We start from the raw sequence: 14,842 nt of genomic DNA, 5'->3' as shown, positions 1-14,842 counted from the left end.
TCCAGCACGTTTGCCTACTTTTGCGGAAGAGACAGCATGAACACCCAGACGCGTGAGACCACCAGCATGTCCGACGCCCAGGACAAGGCTGCAACCCTCATCGAGGCCCTGCCCTGGATCCAGCGGTTCGCCGGCACCACCATGGTGATCAAGTACGGCGGCAACGCCATGGTCAACGACGAACTCCGCCGGGCCTTCGCCGAGGACATTGTCTTCCTGCACCATGTGGGTATCCACCCCGTGGTGGTCCATGGCGGTGGCCCGCAGATCAACTCCATGCTGGGCCGGCTGGGCATCGAATCCGAATTCAAGGGCGGCCTCCGCGTCACCACCCCTGAGGCCATGGACGTGGTCCGCATGGTCCTCACCGGCCAGGTGGGCAGGGAACTTGTGGGCCTCATCAACTCCCACGGCCCCTACGCCGTGGGCATGTCCGGCGAGGACGGCGGCCTGCTGCGCGCCGTCCGCACCGGGACCGTGGTGGACGGCGAAGACGTGGACCTCGGGCTGGTAGGCGAGGTGGTCGGCGTCGACCCCGCAGGCATCGTGGACATCCTCGACGCCGGCCGCATCCCGGTCATCTCCACCGTTGCTCCGGAAATCGTCGACGGCGGTGACGGCGTTCCCGGCGCCGCCCGCTTCCAGCCCACCGGCCAGGTCCTGAACGTCAACGCGGACACTGCAGCTGCCGCGGTGGCGTCCGCACTGGGTGCCTCGAAACTGGTGATCCTGACCGACGTCGAAGGCCTCTACGCCAACTGGCCGGACAAGTCCTCCCTGATCTCATCCCTGACCGCATCCGAGTTGCGGGACATGCTGCCCCGGCTTGAATCCGGGATGATCCCCAAGATGGCTGCATGCCTGAAGGCCATCGACGAAGGCGTGGAACGTGCGCACATCGTCGACGGGCGCCTGGCGCACTCCATGCTTCTGGAAACATTTACGACGGCGGGCATCGGCACCCAGGTGGTCCCGGACGAGGAGACAAACGCATGAGCAAGCACACCGCGGCGGTTGAACCTGCTGCAACCCCCGTTTCCGAGCTGGTTGAAACTACCGGCCACGCCGGGTCCGAATGGCTCTCCCGCTACTCCTCGTCGCTGATGGGTGTGTTCGGCGCCCCGCAGCGCGTCCTGGTCCGCGGCGCCGGCTGCCTGGTGTGGGACGCCGACGGCAAGGAATACCTGGACCTTCTGGGTGGCATCGCCGTCAATGCCCTGGGCCACGCCCACCCATTCGTCACATCGGTCATTTCGAGCCAGCTGGCCACCCTGGGCCACGTGTCCAACTTCTTCACCAGCCCCACCCAGGTGGCTCTCGCGGAAAAGCTGCTGGAACTGGCGCAGGCGCCGGCCGGGTCCAAGGTGTTCTTCAGTAACTCCGGAACTGAAGCGAACGAGGCCGCCTTCAAGCTGGCCCGCCGCAACACCGGCACCGGCGACACCAAACGGACCAAGATCATCGCCCTTGAGGGAGCATTCCACGGTCGGACCATGGGCGCCCTCGCCCTGACAGCCAAAGAGGCGTACCGCACCCCGTTCGAGCCGCTGCCCGGCGGCGTGGTGCACATTCCCTTCGGCGATGTCGAAGCCCTCAAGGCAGCTATTGACGAGACCGTGGCAGCAGTGTTCCTGGAGCCCATCCAGGGCGAGGCCGGCGTGCGCCCGCTGCCACTGGGCTACCTGAAAGCTGCCCGGGAGCTGACCGCCCGGACGGGTGCGCTGCTCATCCTGGACGAGGTCCAGACCGGCATCGGCCGCACCGGCAAATGGCTTGCCAGCGAGGACGCCGGCATCATGCCCGACGCCGTCACGCTGGCCAAGGGACTGGGCGGCGGGTTCCCCATCGGAGCCCTGCTCACGTTCGGCGAGCAGACGTCATCGCTGTTGTCCGCGGGCCAGCACGGCACCACCTTCGGCGGCAATCCGGTGGCGACCGCGGCGGCCCTGGCCACGCTGCACGCGCTGGAAAGCCAGCACGTGCTGGCGAACGTTGCCGCGGTGGGGGAGCACCTGCGCTCCGCGCTGGCAGCCATTCCCGGCGTCACGGAGGTCCGGGGCGAAGGCCTGCTGATCGGCTTCGACCTCGACGCCGAGGTGGCACCCGGCGTCGTGCAGGCAGGACTTGACGCCGGCTTCATCGTCAACAGCCCCGGCCCGCGCACCATCCGCCTGGCGCCGCCGCTCATCCTCACCACGGCCCAGGCCGATACCTTCCTCGAAGCCTTCCCGGCCATCCTCCAAGCAGCTAAGGACGCATCGTGACCACCGCAACCCGGCACTTCCTCAAGGACACAGACCTCAGCCCCGCCGAGCAGGCGGAAGTACTGGAGCTCGCTGTCCGCATGAAGGCCGCGCCGTACAGTGTCCAGCCGTTCGCCGCAGAGGGCAGCGGACGCAAGACCGTTGCTGTCATCTTCGACAAGACCTCCACCCGCACCCGGGTTTCCTTCGCCACCGGCATCGCCGACATGGGCGGCAACGCCCTGATCATCAACCCGGGCGAGGCGCAGATCGGCCACAAGGAATCAGTGGAGGACACTGCCAAGGTCCTCGAACGGATGGTTTCCACCATCGTGTGGCGGACCGGAGCGCACGCAGGCCTGGTGGCCATGGCCGGGAATTCAAAGGTTCCGGTCATCAACGCCCTGTGCGACGACTACCACCCGTGCCAGCTGCTGGCAGACCTCCTCGCCGTCAAGGAGCACAAGGGCGAACTGAAGGGGCTCACCATGAGCTACCTGGGGGACGCCGCCAACAACATGGCCAACTCCTACTTGCTGGCGGGCGTCACCGCAGGCATGCACGTCCGCATCGCCGGACCGGAGGGGTACCTGCCGGCCGCGGAGATCGTGGCAGCCGCGGAGGAACGCGCGGCCGAAACGGGCGGCTCGGTACTCATCACCACGGATGCCAAGGAAGCCCTGCGGGGCGCCGACGTCGTGGCCACCGACACCTGGGTCTCGATGGGTCAGGAAGCCGAAAAGGAAGCCCGGCTCCAGCTGTTCCGCGACTACTCCGTGGACGAGTCCGCCCTGGCACTTGCCGCGGACGACGCCGTCGTACTCCACTGCCTGCCCGCCTACCGCGGCTACGAAATCTCCGCCGGCGTCATTGACGGCCCGCAGTCGATCGTCTGGGACGAGGCCGAGAACCGGCTGCACGCCCAGAAGGCGCTCATGGCGTGGCTGATGCACCGGTCAGGCCTGGCCTTCGTTGACGGACTGGCTCCCGTTGAAGGTACCGGGGAGAGCACGTTCTAGTGTCCACCAACCCGTCGGTTCCGGGCTCCAGCCCGGCCACCAAAACTGCCCGGCTGGCGCGCATCACTGCCATCCTCACGGGCCAGTCGGTGCGGTCACAGGCCGAGCTTGCGGCCCTGCTGGCGGACGACGGCGTCCAGGTCACCCAGGCGACGCTGTCGCGTGACCTGGTGGAACTGGGGGCCGTCCGCGTCCGCGGCAAGGAAGGCGCCCTGGTCTACGCTGTACCGGCTGAGGGCGGCGAGCGGTCGGCGCGAAGCGGCGTGAGCCAGGAGATCCTGGACGCCAGGCTCGCCCGGCTGTGCAGCGAACTGCTGGTGACGGCGGAAGCATCTGCCAACCTGGTGGTCCTGCGCACCCCGCCGGGCGCCGCGAACTTCCTGGCCCTGGCCATTGACCACTCGGTGATGCCGTCCATCCTGGGCACCATCGCCGGTGACGATACTGTCCTGCTGGTCTCCCGCGACCCGCTGGGCGGCCCGGACCTCGCAGCCCGCTTCCTGCAGCTGGCCGAAGACGCCGGGCAATAAGCTTGAAGACAATCAACCAACCAACCCCAACAAGGAGCATCTGAAGTGACTGAACGCATTGTGCTTGCCTACTCCGGCGGCCTGGACACGTCCGTAGCCATCGGCTGGATCGGTGAAGCCACCGGTGCAGAGGTCATCGCTGTGGCCGTCGACGTCGGACAGGGCGGCGAGTCCCTCGAGACCATCCGCCAGCGTGCCCTCGGCTGCGGCGCCGTGGAGGCCTACGTTGCCGACGCCCGTGACGAATTCGCCAACGAATACGCCATGCCCACGCTGAAGGCCAACGCCCTGTACCAGGGCCACTACCCCCTGGTCTCCGCCATCTCCCGCCCGGTCATCGTCAAGCACCTGGTCAAGGCCGCCCGCGAATTCGGCGCCACCACCGTTGCCCACGGCTGCACCGGCAAGGGCAACGACCAGGTCCGCTTCGAAGTGGGCATCCAGACCCTCGGCCCGGACCTGAAGTGCATCGCACCCGTCCGTGACCTCGCGCTCACCCGCGACAAGGCCATCGCCTTCGCCGAGGAAAAGGGCCTGCCGATCGAGACCACCAAGAAGAACCCGTACTCGATCGACCAGAACGTCTGGGGACGCGCCGTCGAAACCGGCTACCTTGAGGACATCTGGAACGCCCCCACCAAGGACATCTACGACTACACCGCCACGCCGGAATTCCCGCCGGCTCCGGACGAGGTCACCATCTCCTTCCAGGCCGGCGTGCCGGTGGCGATCGACGGCGTCAAGGTCACCCCGCTGCAGGCCATCCAGGAACTGAACCGCCGTGCAGGCGCCCAGGGCGTGGGCCGGATCGACGTCGTCGAGGACCGCCTCGTGGGCATCAAGTCCCGCGAAATCTACGAAGCCCCGGGTGCCATGGCCCTGATCACCGCCCACAAGCACCTCGAGGACATCACCATCGAGCGCGAGCAGGCCCGCTTCAAGGCAACAGTCGGCCAGCGCTGGGCCGAGCTGGTCTACGACGGACAGTGGTTCTCGCCGCTGAAGCGCTCCCTGGACGCCTTCATCGAGGACACCCAGAAGTACGTCTCCGGCGACATCCGCATGGTGCTGCACGGTGGCCAGGCCATCGTCAACGGCCGCCGCTCGGACACCTCGCTCTACGACTTCGACCTCGCCACCTACGACACCGGCGACACCTTCGACCAGTCGATGGCCCGCGGCTTCATCGAGCTGTGGGGCATGTCCTCCAAGGTCGCCTCCGGCCGCGACCTGCGGGTCGCAGGGGAGTAATCCCTGTGGCTGAGCAAAAAACCGAGGCAACTAACGCAGGTGCGCTGTGGGGCGGCCGGTTCGCCGGCGGCCCCGCCGACGCCCTGGCGGCGCTGAGCAAGTCCACGCACTTCGACTGGCGGCTGGCCCGCTACGACATCGCCGGCTCCAAGGCGCACGCCCGCGTGCTGCACAAGGCCGGGCTGCTGGATGACGCCGAGCTCGAGGGCATGCTCGCCGCGCTCACGCAACTGGACGAGGACGTGGCCTCCGGCGCCTACCTGCCGGCGGAATCCGACGAGGACGTCCACGGCTCGCTGGAACGCGGACTCATCGAACGCGCCGGCCCCCAACTGGGCGGCAAGCTCCGCGCCGGCCGCTCACGCAACGACCAGGTGGCAACGCTGGGCCGGATGTTCCTCCGGGACCACGCCCGGATCATCGCCCGCGGCGTTCTGGCCACCATCGATGCGCTTGTGGAACAGGCAAAGGCGCACCAGGGTGTGGCCATGCCCGGCCGCACCCACCTGCAGCATGCCCAGCCGGTCCTGCTCAGCCATCACCTGCTGGCCCACGCCTGGCCGTTGCTGCGCGACGTGCAGCGGCTCCAGGACTGGGACAAGCGGGCCGGCGTCTCCCCGTACGGCTCCGGTGCTCTGGCCGGTTCGTCCCTGGGGCTGGACCCGGAAGCGGTGGCAGCGGACCTCGGCTTCTTCTCCGCCGCGCACAACTCGATCGACGGCACCGCCGCCCGCGATGTCTTCGCCGAGTTCGCCTGGGTCTGCTCGATGATCGGCGTGGACCTGTCCCGGATCTCCGAGGAAGTCATCTTCTGGGCCACCAAGGAGTTTTCCTTCGTCACGCTGCATGATTCCTACTCCACGGGGTCCTCGATCATGCCGCAGAAGAAGAACCCGGACGTTGCCGAGCTGGCCCGCGGCAAGGCAGGGCGCCTCATCGGCAACCTGACCGGGCTGCTGGCCACGCTCAAGGGACTGCCGCTGGCATACAACCGCGACCTGCAGGAGGACAAGGAACCGGTGTTCGATGCCGCCGACACCCTGGAGCTGCTGCTCCCGGCCGTGTCCGGCATGGTCGCCACGCTGACGTTCAACCGGGAGCGGATGGAGTCGCTGGCTCCGCAGGGTTTCGCGCTGGCCACGGACATTGCCGAATGGCTGGTCCGCCAGGGTGTGCCGTTCCGCGAAGCACACGAGCTGTCCGGTGCCGCCGTCAAGCAGGCCGAATCCCGCGGCGTTGAGCTGTGGGACCTGACGGATGAGGAGTACGCCGCGATCTCGGCACACCTCACCCCGGAGGTCCGCACTGTGCTCTCCACCGAGGGGTCGCTGAACAGCCGCAACTCGCAGGGCGGAACGGCGCCGGCCGCCGTCGAACGCCAGCTGGCTGCCCTCGAAAGCGAGCTTGCCGGCGTGCGGGAGTACGCGGGGCGGTAGCCTTTCGTTTCGACAAGCTCAACCACCACCGCCGGTTGAGCTTGTCGAAACCTCTCCCCGGTTAGCATGGCGCCATGAGCGAATCCTTCCGCACGTTCCTCCGAGCCCTCCCGGATTTCCCGGCCAACCTTCCGGAGTTCGACCCCGCCACAGCGCCGCGGGACCCCGCCGAACTGTTCAGGCAGTGGCTGGATGAGGCCCTCGCAGCGGGCGAACCGCAGCCACACGCTTTCAGCCTCGCGACAGTCGGCGAGGATTCCGGCGGAAGGCAGCAGCCGTCGTCGCGCATGCTGATCCTGAAGAACATCGACGGCGACGGCTGGCACTTCGCCACATCCCGCACCTCCCGCAAAGGCAAGGAACTTACCGCCGAGCCGCAGGCGGCGATGAACTTCTATTGGCCGTCCCTGGGGCGGCAGGTCCGGGTGGCCGGTCCGGTGGCCGAACTGTCGGCTGAGGCATCCGCCCTGGACTGGGCGGAGCGCCCGCACAGCGATGGCAGCAGTAACCCGGGCTGGCAGCTGTACGCCGTCCAGCCGACGGAGTACGAGTTTTGGCAGGCCAGCAACGACCGCCAGCATGTGCGGCACAGGCTGGGGAGCAACGGCACACCCGCGGACTAGGATGAGCCCCATGACAGCTCCAGCACCGGATAACCTGCTTCCCGCACTCCACAAGGCCGCCGGCCACCTCACCACCGACGTCGCCAAACTCAAGGACGCGGACGTGAAGGCGCCGTCCGCGCTTCCCGGGTGGACCCGCGGCCACGTCCTGGCGCACCTCACCGGAATCTCCAACGCGATGGCCCGGCAGCTTGAGTTCGCGGCCCGCGGAGAGACGGTAGAACTTTACGACGGCGGCATGGACGGCAGGAACCGGGCCACCGACATGGCGTCGGGCCACGACGCCGCCACCCACCAGGCCGATCTGTCCACCGCCCTTGACCGGGCGCTGCGGGCATTCGATGCACTCCCCGGGGTCAAGGATTCGTCCGCCAACCGCAATGGATGGTGGGCTCCCATCGCCTACCGTGGGGGAGTGGTGCTCGACGGCGGGCTGGCCCTGTGGCGCGAACTCACCATCCACAACGCTGACCTGCTCACCGGCAGGGGACCCGAAACCTGGGGGAGGGACTTCTGCGGCCACCTCTTCGAATTCCTCGAACCGAGGGTGCAGCCCGGCGACAAACTCCTCCTGCAGCCCCTCGGACTGCCGCCGGTTTCCCTGGGCAGCGGGAACCACTCCACCGTGGTCAACGGCATGCTCACCGACCTCGCCGCCTGGCTGGCCGGCCGGGAACCCACCCTCGGCAGCCTCCGCGCATCGGCCAATGCCGACGGCACGGACCTTCCGGAGCTGCTGCCCTGGCCCGCCGCCACTCCGGCCACCAAGTAGATCCCCTCGTTGCCCTATCACTTTTGGTCCCTAAACCGGGGTTTTAGGAACCAAAAGTGATGGCGCAACGGGACGTGGAAGCTGTGTCAGGCAGCCTCGCGCGCCAGCAGGCTTTCCTTGACCTGCAGCCCCCAGCGGAACCCGCCGAGGCTGCCGTCCGTCCGGATCACCCGGTGGCACGGAACAAACAGGGCCGCCGCGTTGAACGCACAGGCACTGGCCGCGGCCCGGACGGCCCTGGGGTTGCCCGCCAGCGCCGCGTACTCGCTGTACGTCACCGGGAACCCGGGCTTGACCTGCCGCAGGACATCCCAGGCATGGGAGCGGAACGGCCCGGACTGCTGCTGGACGGGCACGGCCATCGCGGGTGCCGGATCTCCGCTGTAGAAAGCCTCCACGGCGTCCGATATGCCGCCCAGCGTTGTCACCTCTTCAAACGAGACAGGGAGCAGCGCGGGGTGGATCTGTCCGGTCAATGCGCCGGGACCGGCGGTCCACCCGGACGCCAGTACCACGCCGTCGCGGGCGAGGATGGTGAACGGTCCGTCCGGGGTGGACAGTTGCAGCAGTTGGGCTGTCATGGCATCACTTTCACGGGAGGATTTGTGTCACTTTTGGGTGTTGGCTTCTTGGGCGTAGCGGCCGCCCGCCACAGGTGCATGGTGGCGTAGGAGCGCCACGGGCTGACCTCGCGGAAGTCCGGGGCGGCGGCACCTCCGCCGGGGTCAAGGGCGCGTATTCCATTGCGGACGGCTGCGTCGTTGGCCAGGAAAATGTCCGGGGCGCCCAGGACGCGCATGGCCACGTAGCCTACCGTCCAGGGCCCGACGCCGGGCAGCGGCAACAGTGCCGCGGTGAGGCTTGCGAGGTCATCGCCGTAGCCGAACTGGAGCCTGCCGTCAGCCATGGCTGAGGCAGCGTGCAGGAGGGACTCGGTCCGCCGGCGGGGGCCGCGCAGCAGATGCCCTGCTGCCGCGGTTTCCGCGGGTGTGGGAAACATCCGGTCCAGCCCTTCTGCGGGGGAACTGCTGGGACTGCCCGCGGCGGCAAGCTGGGTCAGCGCCGTGCGGGCCGCGGCCACAGTGATCTGCTGGCCCACCATCGCGCGGACCAGCAGTTCCTGCGGATCGAGGGCGCCGGGCATCCGAATTCCCGGTATTTCGGCCACCGCCGCCGCGAGCCTCCGGTCCACGCCGAGGGTGCCGTCGATCGCCTCCGGGTCGGCGTCCAGGTCGAAAAGCCGCCGGACCCGGCTCAGCAGTGCGGGCAGGTCGCGCAGGTCCACCGCGCCGACGGTGAGTGTCAGCGGCCGCCCCCGGGCGCCGTCGTCGTACGCCACCGTAAACCGGGCATCGCCATGGGGAAGGCGCAGCGTGCGTGTGTAGGAGGTGGGCGTTCCCACCTCGATGCCGGGAATGGCGCGCACGGCCAGGAAGGAGAAGATACCCGGATCAAAGGGCCGCCGGTAAGGAAGGCTGAGGCTCAGGGCCGTGGTTCCGCCGGCAGCGGCGCCTGGCCGTGCGGTGGCACGGAGCGCGGAGGGAGTCATGGCGAAGACTTCAGCCACCGTTTCATTGAACTGCCGGACGCTGCTGAACCCTGCGGCAAACGCGATGTCGGCCAGCTTCATGCCCGTCGAGACCAGGAGCGTCCGGGCGGTCTGCGCACGGGCCGCCCGGGCCAGGGACAGGGGGCCCGCGCCCAGTTCCTGGGTCAGGATCCTGTTCAGCTGCCGCGACGAGTACCCCAACCGGGCGGCGAGGCCCTCCACGCCGTCCCTGTTGATCACGCCGTCGTTGATCAGGCGCATGGCCCGGCCGGCGACGTCCTGGCGGATATTCCAGGCCGGCGTGCCGGGCACAGCCTCCGGGAGGCAACGCTTGCAGGCCCGGTAGCCGGCGTCGTGCGCCGCGGCAGACGTTTCGTAGAACGTCACGTTCGACGCCTTGGGTGTGCGCGCCGGGCAAGACGGGCGGCAGTAAATCCCGGTGGTCCGGACAGCCGTGAAGAACTGCCCGTCGAACCGGGTGTCCCGTGCATCGATGGCACGGTAGCGCTGCCAAAAGTCCATTCCTCCATCCTGCCAGCCCCGGGCGGCCTTCACTAGCGGAAATCGGACACCTCCGTGCAGCCCGGTTGGCCGTGGTGTTCCGGTAAGTTCCGGGGGATATGGGTAGGGTCTGGCCATGACTGAATATCCTTCGACGGCGGGCCGTCCGCTGCGGGAGGTCCTCACCGGAGACGCGCGGGAGCTGGCCCCGCTCCTGCTGGGGGCCGTGCTGACCCACGAATCACGCGAGGGACCAGTAGCAGTCCGGCTCACCGAGGTGGAGGCCTACCTCGGCCCCGAGGACTCCCTGCACCCGGATCCGGGATCGCATACCTTCCGCGGCCAAACCCCGCGGAATGCCCCCATGTTCGGGCCGGCCGGGCACCTGTACGTCTACTTCACCTACGGCATGCACCACTGCACCAACATCGTCTGCGGGCCCGAAGGCGTTGCCTCCGCACTGTTGCTGAGGGCCGGCGAAATCGTGGAGGGCGTTGGCCTTGCGCGGCTAAGGCGGTCCACGTCGAAGACGCCCGCGGACCTTGCCCGCGGCCCGGCCCGGCTCGCCAAGGCATTGGGACTGACGACGGCGGACAGCGGCCGGGATGCCCTGGCCCCGCCGTTCCGGCTGGTGCTTCCGTCCGGGCCGGCGCCGGACATCAGTTCCGGTCCCCGGGTGGGTGTATCCGGCGCCGGCGGCTCCGAGGAGTACGCCTGGCGTTTCTGGCTTACCGGCGACCCCACAGTGTCCGCCTACAAGGCGGCCCAGCCGCGGTCCAGGCCGCGAAAGCCTCCCGTGTCCGGGAGCGCCGGGTTTCACCAGCGTTAACGGAAATGGTTGTAGAATGGACGGTCTGTCTTGCGCGATAGGGGAACGTTAAATGCTCGACGCCGATTTGGCCCACGAACGTGAGTATGTAGCCGGCCTGTATGCCCGGCTGGAAGAGCTCCGTGAGGAGAAACGCCGGCAGTTGGCGCAGGTGCGCCGGTCCGGTGCCGTGGGCACCATGCAGAACGTCTCCGAGCGCGACGCGTTCGCGGCACTGTACGAAGACCGCCTGGCGCAACTTGACGCCGTCGACGACCGCCTGGTCTTCGGACGCCTGGACCTGGACTCCGGCGAGGAACAGTACATCGGCCGGATCGGCCTCACCACCGAGGACCTGCAGCGGCTCATGGTGGACTGGCGTGCCCCCGAGGCCGGGCATTTCTACCAGGCCACCGCCTTCGACCGGCAGGGCGTCCGCCGGCGCCGCCACCTGATCCTGCAGGGCCGCGAAGTCAAGGCCATTGAAGACGATGTGCTGGATGCCTCGATGCTCTCGGATGATGAATCCCTGCAGGGCGAGGGCGCCCTGCTGGCCGCGCTGAACTCCAAACGGACCGGCCGGATGTCGGACATCGTCAGCACCATCCAGTCTGAACAGGACCGGATCATCCGTTCTTCCATCTCGGGCGCCCTGGTGGTGCAGGGCGGGCCCGGCACGGGCAAGACCGCCGTGGCGCTGCACCGTGCCGCCTACCTGCTGTACACCCACCGGGACCGGCTCAAGAGTGCAGGCGTGCTGCTGGTGGGCCCGTCGTCGTCGTTCATGAAGTACATCGAACGCGTGCTCCCCTCGCTGGGCGAGACCGGCGTCGTCATGGCCAGCGTGGGCCGCCTGATGCCCGGAATCCACGCGGTCCCCGAAGCCGACCCCGACGTCGCCGCCATCAAGGGCCGCCTGGACATGGCGAAGATCGTGGCCAACGCCGTCTCCAACCGCCAGCGGACTCCTGCTGCCAACCGCATCCTTGAGGTGGACGGCCGCAAGCTGACCCTGACGCCGCGGCAGGTCCGCCGCGCACGCGAGCGGGCGCGTTCCACCGGGAAGCCCCACAACGAGGCACGCGTGACGTTCGTCAAGATCCTGCTGCGTGAACTGACCGAACAGCTCACCGACATGATCGAAGCGGACAACATCGGCAACAACGCCGACCGCTCCTACCTTGCCGAAGACGTCCGCACCGCCCGGGACGTGCGGATCGCACTGAATCTGTGCTGGATGCCCATGACGCCGGAAAAGCTGATCTCAGAGCTGTTCAGCAAGCCCGCCATCCTGGAGTTCTGCACCCCGCTGCTCTCCCCGGCGGAGCGGGAGCTGCTGCGGCGGCCCGCGGACGCGCCGTGGACCGAAGCGGACGTGCCGCTGCTGGACGAGGCAGCGGAACTGCTTGGCGAACTGGACCCCGCCGCGGGGCGTGGGCTTGCCCAGCAGGAACACGACCGCGCCCGGGACCTCGCCAACGCCAAGCAGACCCTCGAAAACATGCAGATGGCGGGCGTGGACCCGCTGATGTCGGCGGAGGAGCTGGCCGAGCAGAACCGGGAGCAGGAAGCCCGGCAAACCGCTGCGGAGCGCGCCACCAGCGACCGCACCTGGGCCTTCGGGCACATCGTGGTGGACGAAGCCCAGGAACTCTCGCCCATGCAGTGGCGGCTCCTCGTCCGGCGCTGCCCGCTGAAGTCCTTCACCATTGTTGGGGACATTGCCCAGACCAGTTCCGTGGCCGGCGCCAACTCCTGGCAGGGCGCCCTGGCCCCGATGTTCGGTGAACGCTGGCAGCTTGAGGAGCTGACCGTCAACTACCGCACGCCGTCCCAGATCGCGGAGGCCGCGGTCCGGATGGCAAACGCCGCCGGCCTGGTGGTGTCCGCGCCCAAGGCCGTCCGCGAGGGCCGCTGGTCACCCATCGTTGACGAAGTGGACGCGGGACAGGTGGTCAGCCGCCTCGTCGAGGTCCTGCCCGAGGAACTGGAAGCTCTCGACGGCGGGCTGCTCGCCGTGATTGCCGACGGTGAGCTGCTGCCCGCCGCCACGTCCGCGTTGTGTTCGGCGTACGGGCGCCGCATCGGTACCGGTGCCGGCAGCTACGAGCAGGACATCGTGGTCATCAGCCCCCGCGAAGCGAAGGGCCTGGAGTTCGACGGCGTGGTGGTACTGGAGCCGTCCACCATGCTGAACCACGAGCACGGCAAGGTGGGCGACCTGTACGTGGCGATGACCCGCGCCACGCAGCGCCTGCGGCTGATCGCGGCGCAGCCTGTCCCGGCCGGCATCGTCCGCTGATCCAGGGCCTTCGATACTGCTAACTTAGAAGGCGTGCCAGACATCAACAGCCTCGAAACGCAACAGAACGACCCCACCTTCGCCAACGTTTGGCAGGAGCTGAAGTGGCGTGGCCTCGTCCACGTCTCCACCGACGAAGCCGAGCTTGAGAAGCTTCTCGCCGGCGGACCGGTCACGTACTATTGCGGCTTCGACCCCACCGCACCCAGCCTGCACCTGGGCAACCTGGTCCAGTTGCTGGTCATGCGGCGGCTGCAGCTCGCCGGGCACAAGCCCCTGGGCCTCGTGGGCGGTTCCACCGGCATGATCGGTGACCCGCGGCCGACGGCGGAACGCACCCTGAACACCAAGGACACCGTCGCGGAGTGGGTGGGGTACCTCCAGGCCCAGGTACGCCGTTTCCTCAGCTTCGAGGGTGACAACGCCGCCCGGATGGTGAACAACCTGGACTGGACTGCGCCGCTGAGTGCCATCGACTTCCTGCGCGAAGTGGGCAAGCACTTCCGCGTAGGCACCATGCTGCGCAAGGACGCCGTTGCGTCCCGCCTCAGCTCGGACGAGGGCATCAGCTACACGGAGTTCAGCTACCAGATCCTCCAGGGCATGGACTACCTGCAGCTCTACCGTGATTACGCGTGCATGCTGCAAACCGGCGGTTCGGACCAGTGGGGCAACCTGACCAGCGGCACTGAGCTCATCCGCAAGGTGGAAGGTAAGAGCGTCCACGCCTTGGGAACGCCGTTGATCACCAACTCCGACGGAACCAAATTCGGCAAGAGCGAAGGAAACGCCATCTGGCTCGATGCCGCCATGTGCAGCCCCTACGCCTTCTACCAGTTCTGGCTCAACACGGCAGATGCCGATGTTGTGGACCGGCTCAAGGTTTTCACCTTCCTCAGCCGCGCGGAGATCGAGGAGATTGCCACGTCCGTAGCCGAGCGCCCCTTCGCCCGTGAAGGCCAGCGGAAGCTCGCCTTCGAAGTGACGTCGCTGGTTCATGGCGTTGACGCCACCGAGAAAGTTATCGCCGCGTCCGCTGCCCTTTTTGGCAACGGTGACCTTGCCGCGCTGGACAAGCCGACGCTGCAGGCGGCCACCTCCGAGCTCCCCACCGCCACAGTGCAGGTGGACGCGCTGGGAATTGTGGACCTGCTGGTGGCGTCCGGCCTGTCGGAAAGCAAGTCGGCGGCCCGGCGCACTGTTGGTGAGGGCGGCGCCTACGTCAACAACGAAAAGGTGCTGGACCCGGAAGCGGTTATTGCTGAATCAGAACTCCTCCACGGCCAGTACCTGCTGCTCCGCCGGGGCAAAAAGAACCTGGCAACGGTGGAAGTCCTGGTCCCGTAACGGGGGAGCGAAACCTACCACCTGCACGCCCCTCTGCGGCCGATTTGCGCGGCCACGGAGGGGCGTGTATTGTTTTCTGAGTCGCCGCCGCTGAGTGGTGACAAACCCCCAACCGATATTGAGAAGCGATTCTTGGCCATGCGGTGCATGGAACGAAGAAATGCTTCACTTTTCGCTGGGCGGATTCAGTTCTGCAGAGTGAATTCTCGGGAAAACAGCCGGATTTGCAAAAGTGAAACTGAATGAAATAAGATTGAAACATCGCAGCGAAGAAATACGAAATAGATATTCATTGCTAAATGAATTGTTTCGGGAATATTCGAATGTGTCTGTTGTTTGAGAACTCAATAGTGTGCCAAGTTTGTTGATACCGATTATGTAATGTGATTGGTTGAATTTGCTGTGTTGTCCATCCCGTGGATGGCATGGTTTTTACAGCTGGTTTCAAATTTTGTGCAGCC

General features: G+C 67.2%; 13 protein-coding genes. 11 read left to right on the top strand and 2 right to left on the bottom strand.

The genetic code is table 11. The annotated features are described in order from the left end of the window. Positions 1–36 precede the first annotated feature (36 nt). The 8 genes from argB (at position 37) to UC32_RS05720 (ending at position 7,874) form a co-directional block, all read left to right on the top strand. Entirely contained in the window at positions 37–996 is a 960-nt protein-coding gene (gene argB, locus UC32_RS05755) for an acetylglutamate kinase (RefSeq protein ID WP_045730315.1), read from the top strand. After that, the gene (locus UC32_RS05750) at positions 993–2,264 is read left to right on the top strand and encodes an acetylornithine transaminase (protein ID WP_045730314.1); all 1,272 of its coding nucleotides are present in this window, start codon (positions 993–995) and stop codon (positions 2,262–2,264) included. The genes argB and UC32_RS05750 overlap by 4 nt, the downstream gene beginning before the upstream one ends. Continuing rightward, positions 2,261–3,262 (top strand): ornithine carbamoyltransferase, encoded by a 1,002-nt coding sequence (gene argF / locus UC32_RS05745; protein ID WP_045730313.1) that lies wholly within the window; start codon positions 2,261–2,263, stop codon positions 3,260–3,262. The genes UC32_RS05750 and argF overlap by 4 nt, the downstream gene beginning before the upstream one ends. Beyond that, positions 3,262–3,792: an arginine repressor gene (locus UC32_RS05740; RefSeq protein ID WP_045730312.1), complete on the top strand. Its 531-nt coding sequence runs from the start codon at positions 3,262–3,264 to the stop codon at positions 3,790–3,792. Before argF ends, UC32_RS05740 begins: the two co-directional genes overlap by 1 nt. A gap of 45 nt (positions 3,793–3,837) precedes the next feature. Beyond that, a complete protein-coding gene (locus UC32_RS05735) occupies positions 3,838–5,043 on the top strand; it encodes an argininosuccinate synthase (RefSeq protein ID WP_045730311.1) in 1,206 nt (401 codons plus the stop codon). 5 nt (positions 5,044–5,048) lie between these two features. Beyond that, entirely contained in the window at positions 5,049–6,479 is a 1,431-nt protein-coding gene (gene argH, locus UC32_RS05730; protein ID WP_045730310.1) for an argininosuccinate lyase, read from the top strand. Positions 6,480–6,553: 74 nt separating this feature from the next. Continuing rightward, positions 6,554–7,102 carry a pyridoxine/pyridoxamine 5'-phosphate oxidase gene (locus UC32_RS05725; protein WP_045730309.1) on the top strand — a complete coding sequence of 183 codons (549 nt, stop codon included), beginning with the start codon at positions 6,554–6,556 and terminating at the stop codon, positions 7,100–7,102. A 10-nt stretch (positions 7,103–7,112) separates the two neighbouring features. Beyond that, complete coding sequence (locus UC32_RS05720; RefSeq protein ID WP_045730308.1) at positions 7,113–7,874, top strand: maleylpyruvate isomerase family mycothiol-dependent enzyme; 762 nt, start codon at positions 7,113–7,115, stop codon at positions 7,872–7,874. Between the two features lie 86 nt (positions 7,875–7,960). On the opposite strand, the gene UC32_RS05715 is transcribed toward UC32_RS05720, so the two are convergent. Together UC32_RS05715 and UC32_RS05710 are read right to left on the bottom strand one after the other, a co-directional pair. Beyond that, positions 7,961–8,455 (bottom strand): methylated-DNA--[protein]-cysteine S-methyltransferase, encoded by a 495-nt coding sequence (locus tag UC32_RS05715; protein ID WP_045730307.1) that lies wholly within the window; start codon positions 8,453–8,455, stop codon positions 7,961–7,963. After that, on the bottom strand, positions 8,452–9,945 hold the full coding sequence (locus UC32_RS05710; RefSeq protein WP_045730306.1) for a DNA-3-methyladenine glycosylase 2 family protein: 1,494 nt from the start codon (positions 9,943–9,945) through the stop codon (positions 8,452–8,454). The genes UC32_RS05715 and UC32_RS05710 overlap by 4 nt, the downstream gene beginning before the upstream one ends. A 115-nt stretch (positions 9,946–10,060) precedes the next feature. Here UC32_RS05710 and UC32_RS05705 point away from each other — a divergent pair, with 115 nt between their 5' ends. Genes UC32_RS05705 through tyrS form a run of 3 tightly spaced genes read left to right on the top strand, consistent with a single transcriptional unit; the run spans position 10,061 to position 14,381 of the window. Continuing rightward, entirely contained in the window at positions 10,061–10,753 is a 693-nt protein-coding gene (locus tag UC32_RS05705; RefSeq protein WP_045730305.1) for a DNA-3-methyladenine glycosylase, read from the top strand. Between the two features lie 52 nt (positions 10,754–10,805). Further along, a complete protein-coding gene (locus UC32_RS05700; protein ID WP_045730304.1) occupies positions 10,806–13,034 on the top strand; it encodes a HelD family protein in 2,229 nt (742 codons plus the stop codon). A 33-nt stretch (positions 13,035–13,067) separates the two neighbouring features. Continuing rightward, a complete protein-coding gene (gene tyrS / locus UC32_RS05695) occupies positions 13,068–14,381 on the top strand; it encodes a tyrosine--tRNA ligase (RefSeq protein ID WP_045730303.1) in 1,314 nt (437 codons plus the stop codon). Positions 14,382–14,842: the final 461 nt, after the last annotated feature.

Origin of the sequence: Pseudarthrobacter chlorophenolicus (genome assembly GCF_000962805.1) — a bacterium.
Taxonomy (GTDB): Bacteria; Actinomycetota; Actinomycetes; order Actinomycetales; family Micrococcaceae; genus Arthrobacter; species Arthrobacter chlorophenolicus_A.
This window is presented reverse-complemented; position numbering and strand designations above follow the sequence as displayed.

What these genes read in the sequence shown, in the direction of transcription:
- UC32_RS05725 (WP_045730309.1), top strand. Translation starts at nt 6,554, where the DNA reads ATGAGCGAATCCTTCCGCACGTTCCTCCGAGCCCTCCCGGATTTCCCG.
- UC32_RS05705 (WP_045730305.1), top strand. Translation starts at nt 10,061, where the DNA reads ATGACTGAATATCCTTCGACGGCGGGCCGTCCGCTGCGGGAGGTCCTC.
- UC32_RS05710 (WP_045730306.1), bottom strand. Translation starts at nt 9,945, where the DNA reads ATGGACTTTTGGCAGCGCTACCGTGCCATCGATGCACGGGACACCCGG.
- UC32_RS05750 (WP_045730314.1), top strand. Translation starts at nt 993, where the DNA reads ATGAGCAAGCACACCGCGGCGGTTGAACCTGCTGCAACCCCCGTTTCC.
- UC32_RS05700 (WP_045730304.1), top strand. Translation starts at nt 10,806, where the DNA reads ATGCTCGACGCCGATTTGGCCCACGAACGTGAGTATGTAGCCGGCCTG.
- UC32_RS05715 (WP_045730307.1), bottom strand. Translation starts at nt 8,455, where the DNA reads ATGACAGCCCAACTGCTGCAACTGTCCACCCCGGACGGACCGTTCACC.
- argB (WP_045730315.1), top strand. Translation starts at nt 37, where the DNA reads ATGAACACCCAGACGCGTGAGACCACCAGCATGTCCGACGCCCAGGAC.
- UC32_RS05720 (WP_045730308.1), top strand. Translation starts at nt 7,113, where the DNA reads ATGACAGCTCCAGCACCGGATAACCTGCTTCCCGCACTCCACAAGGCC.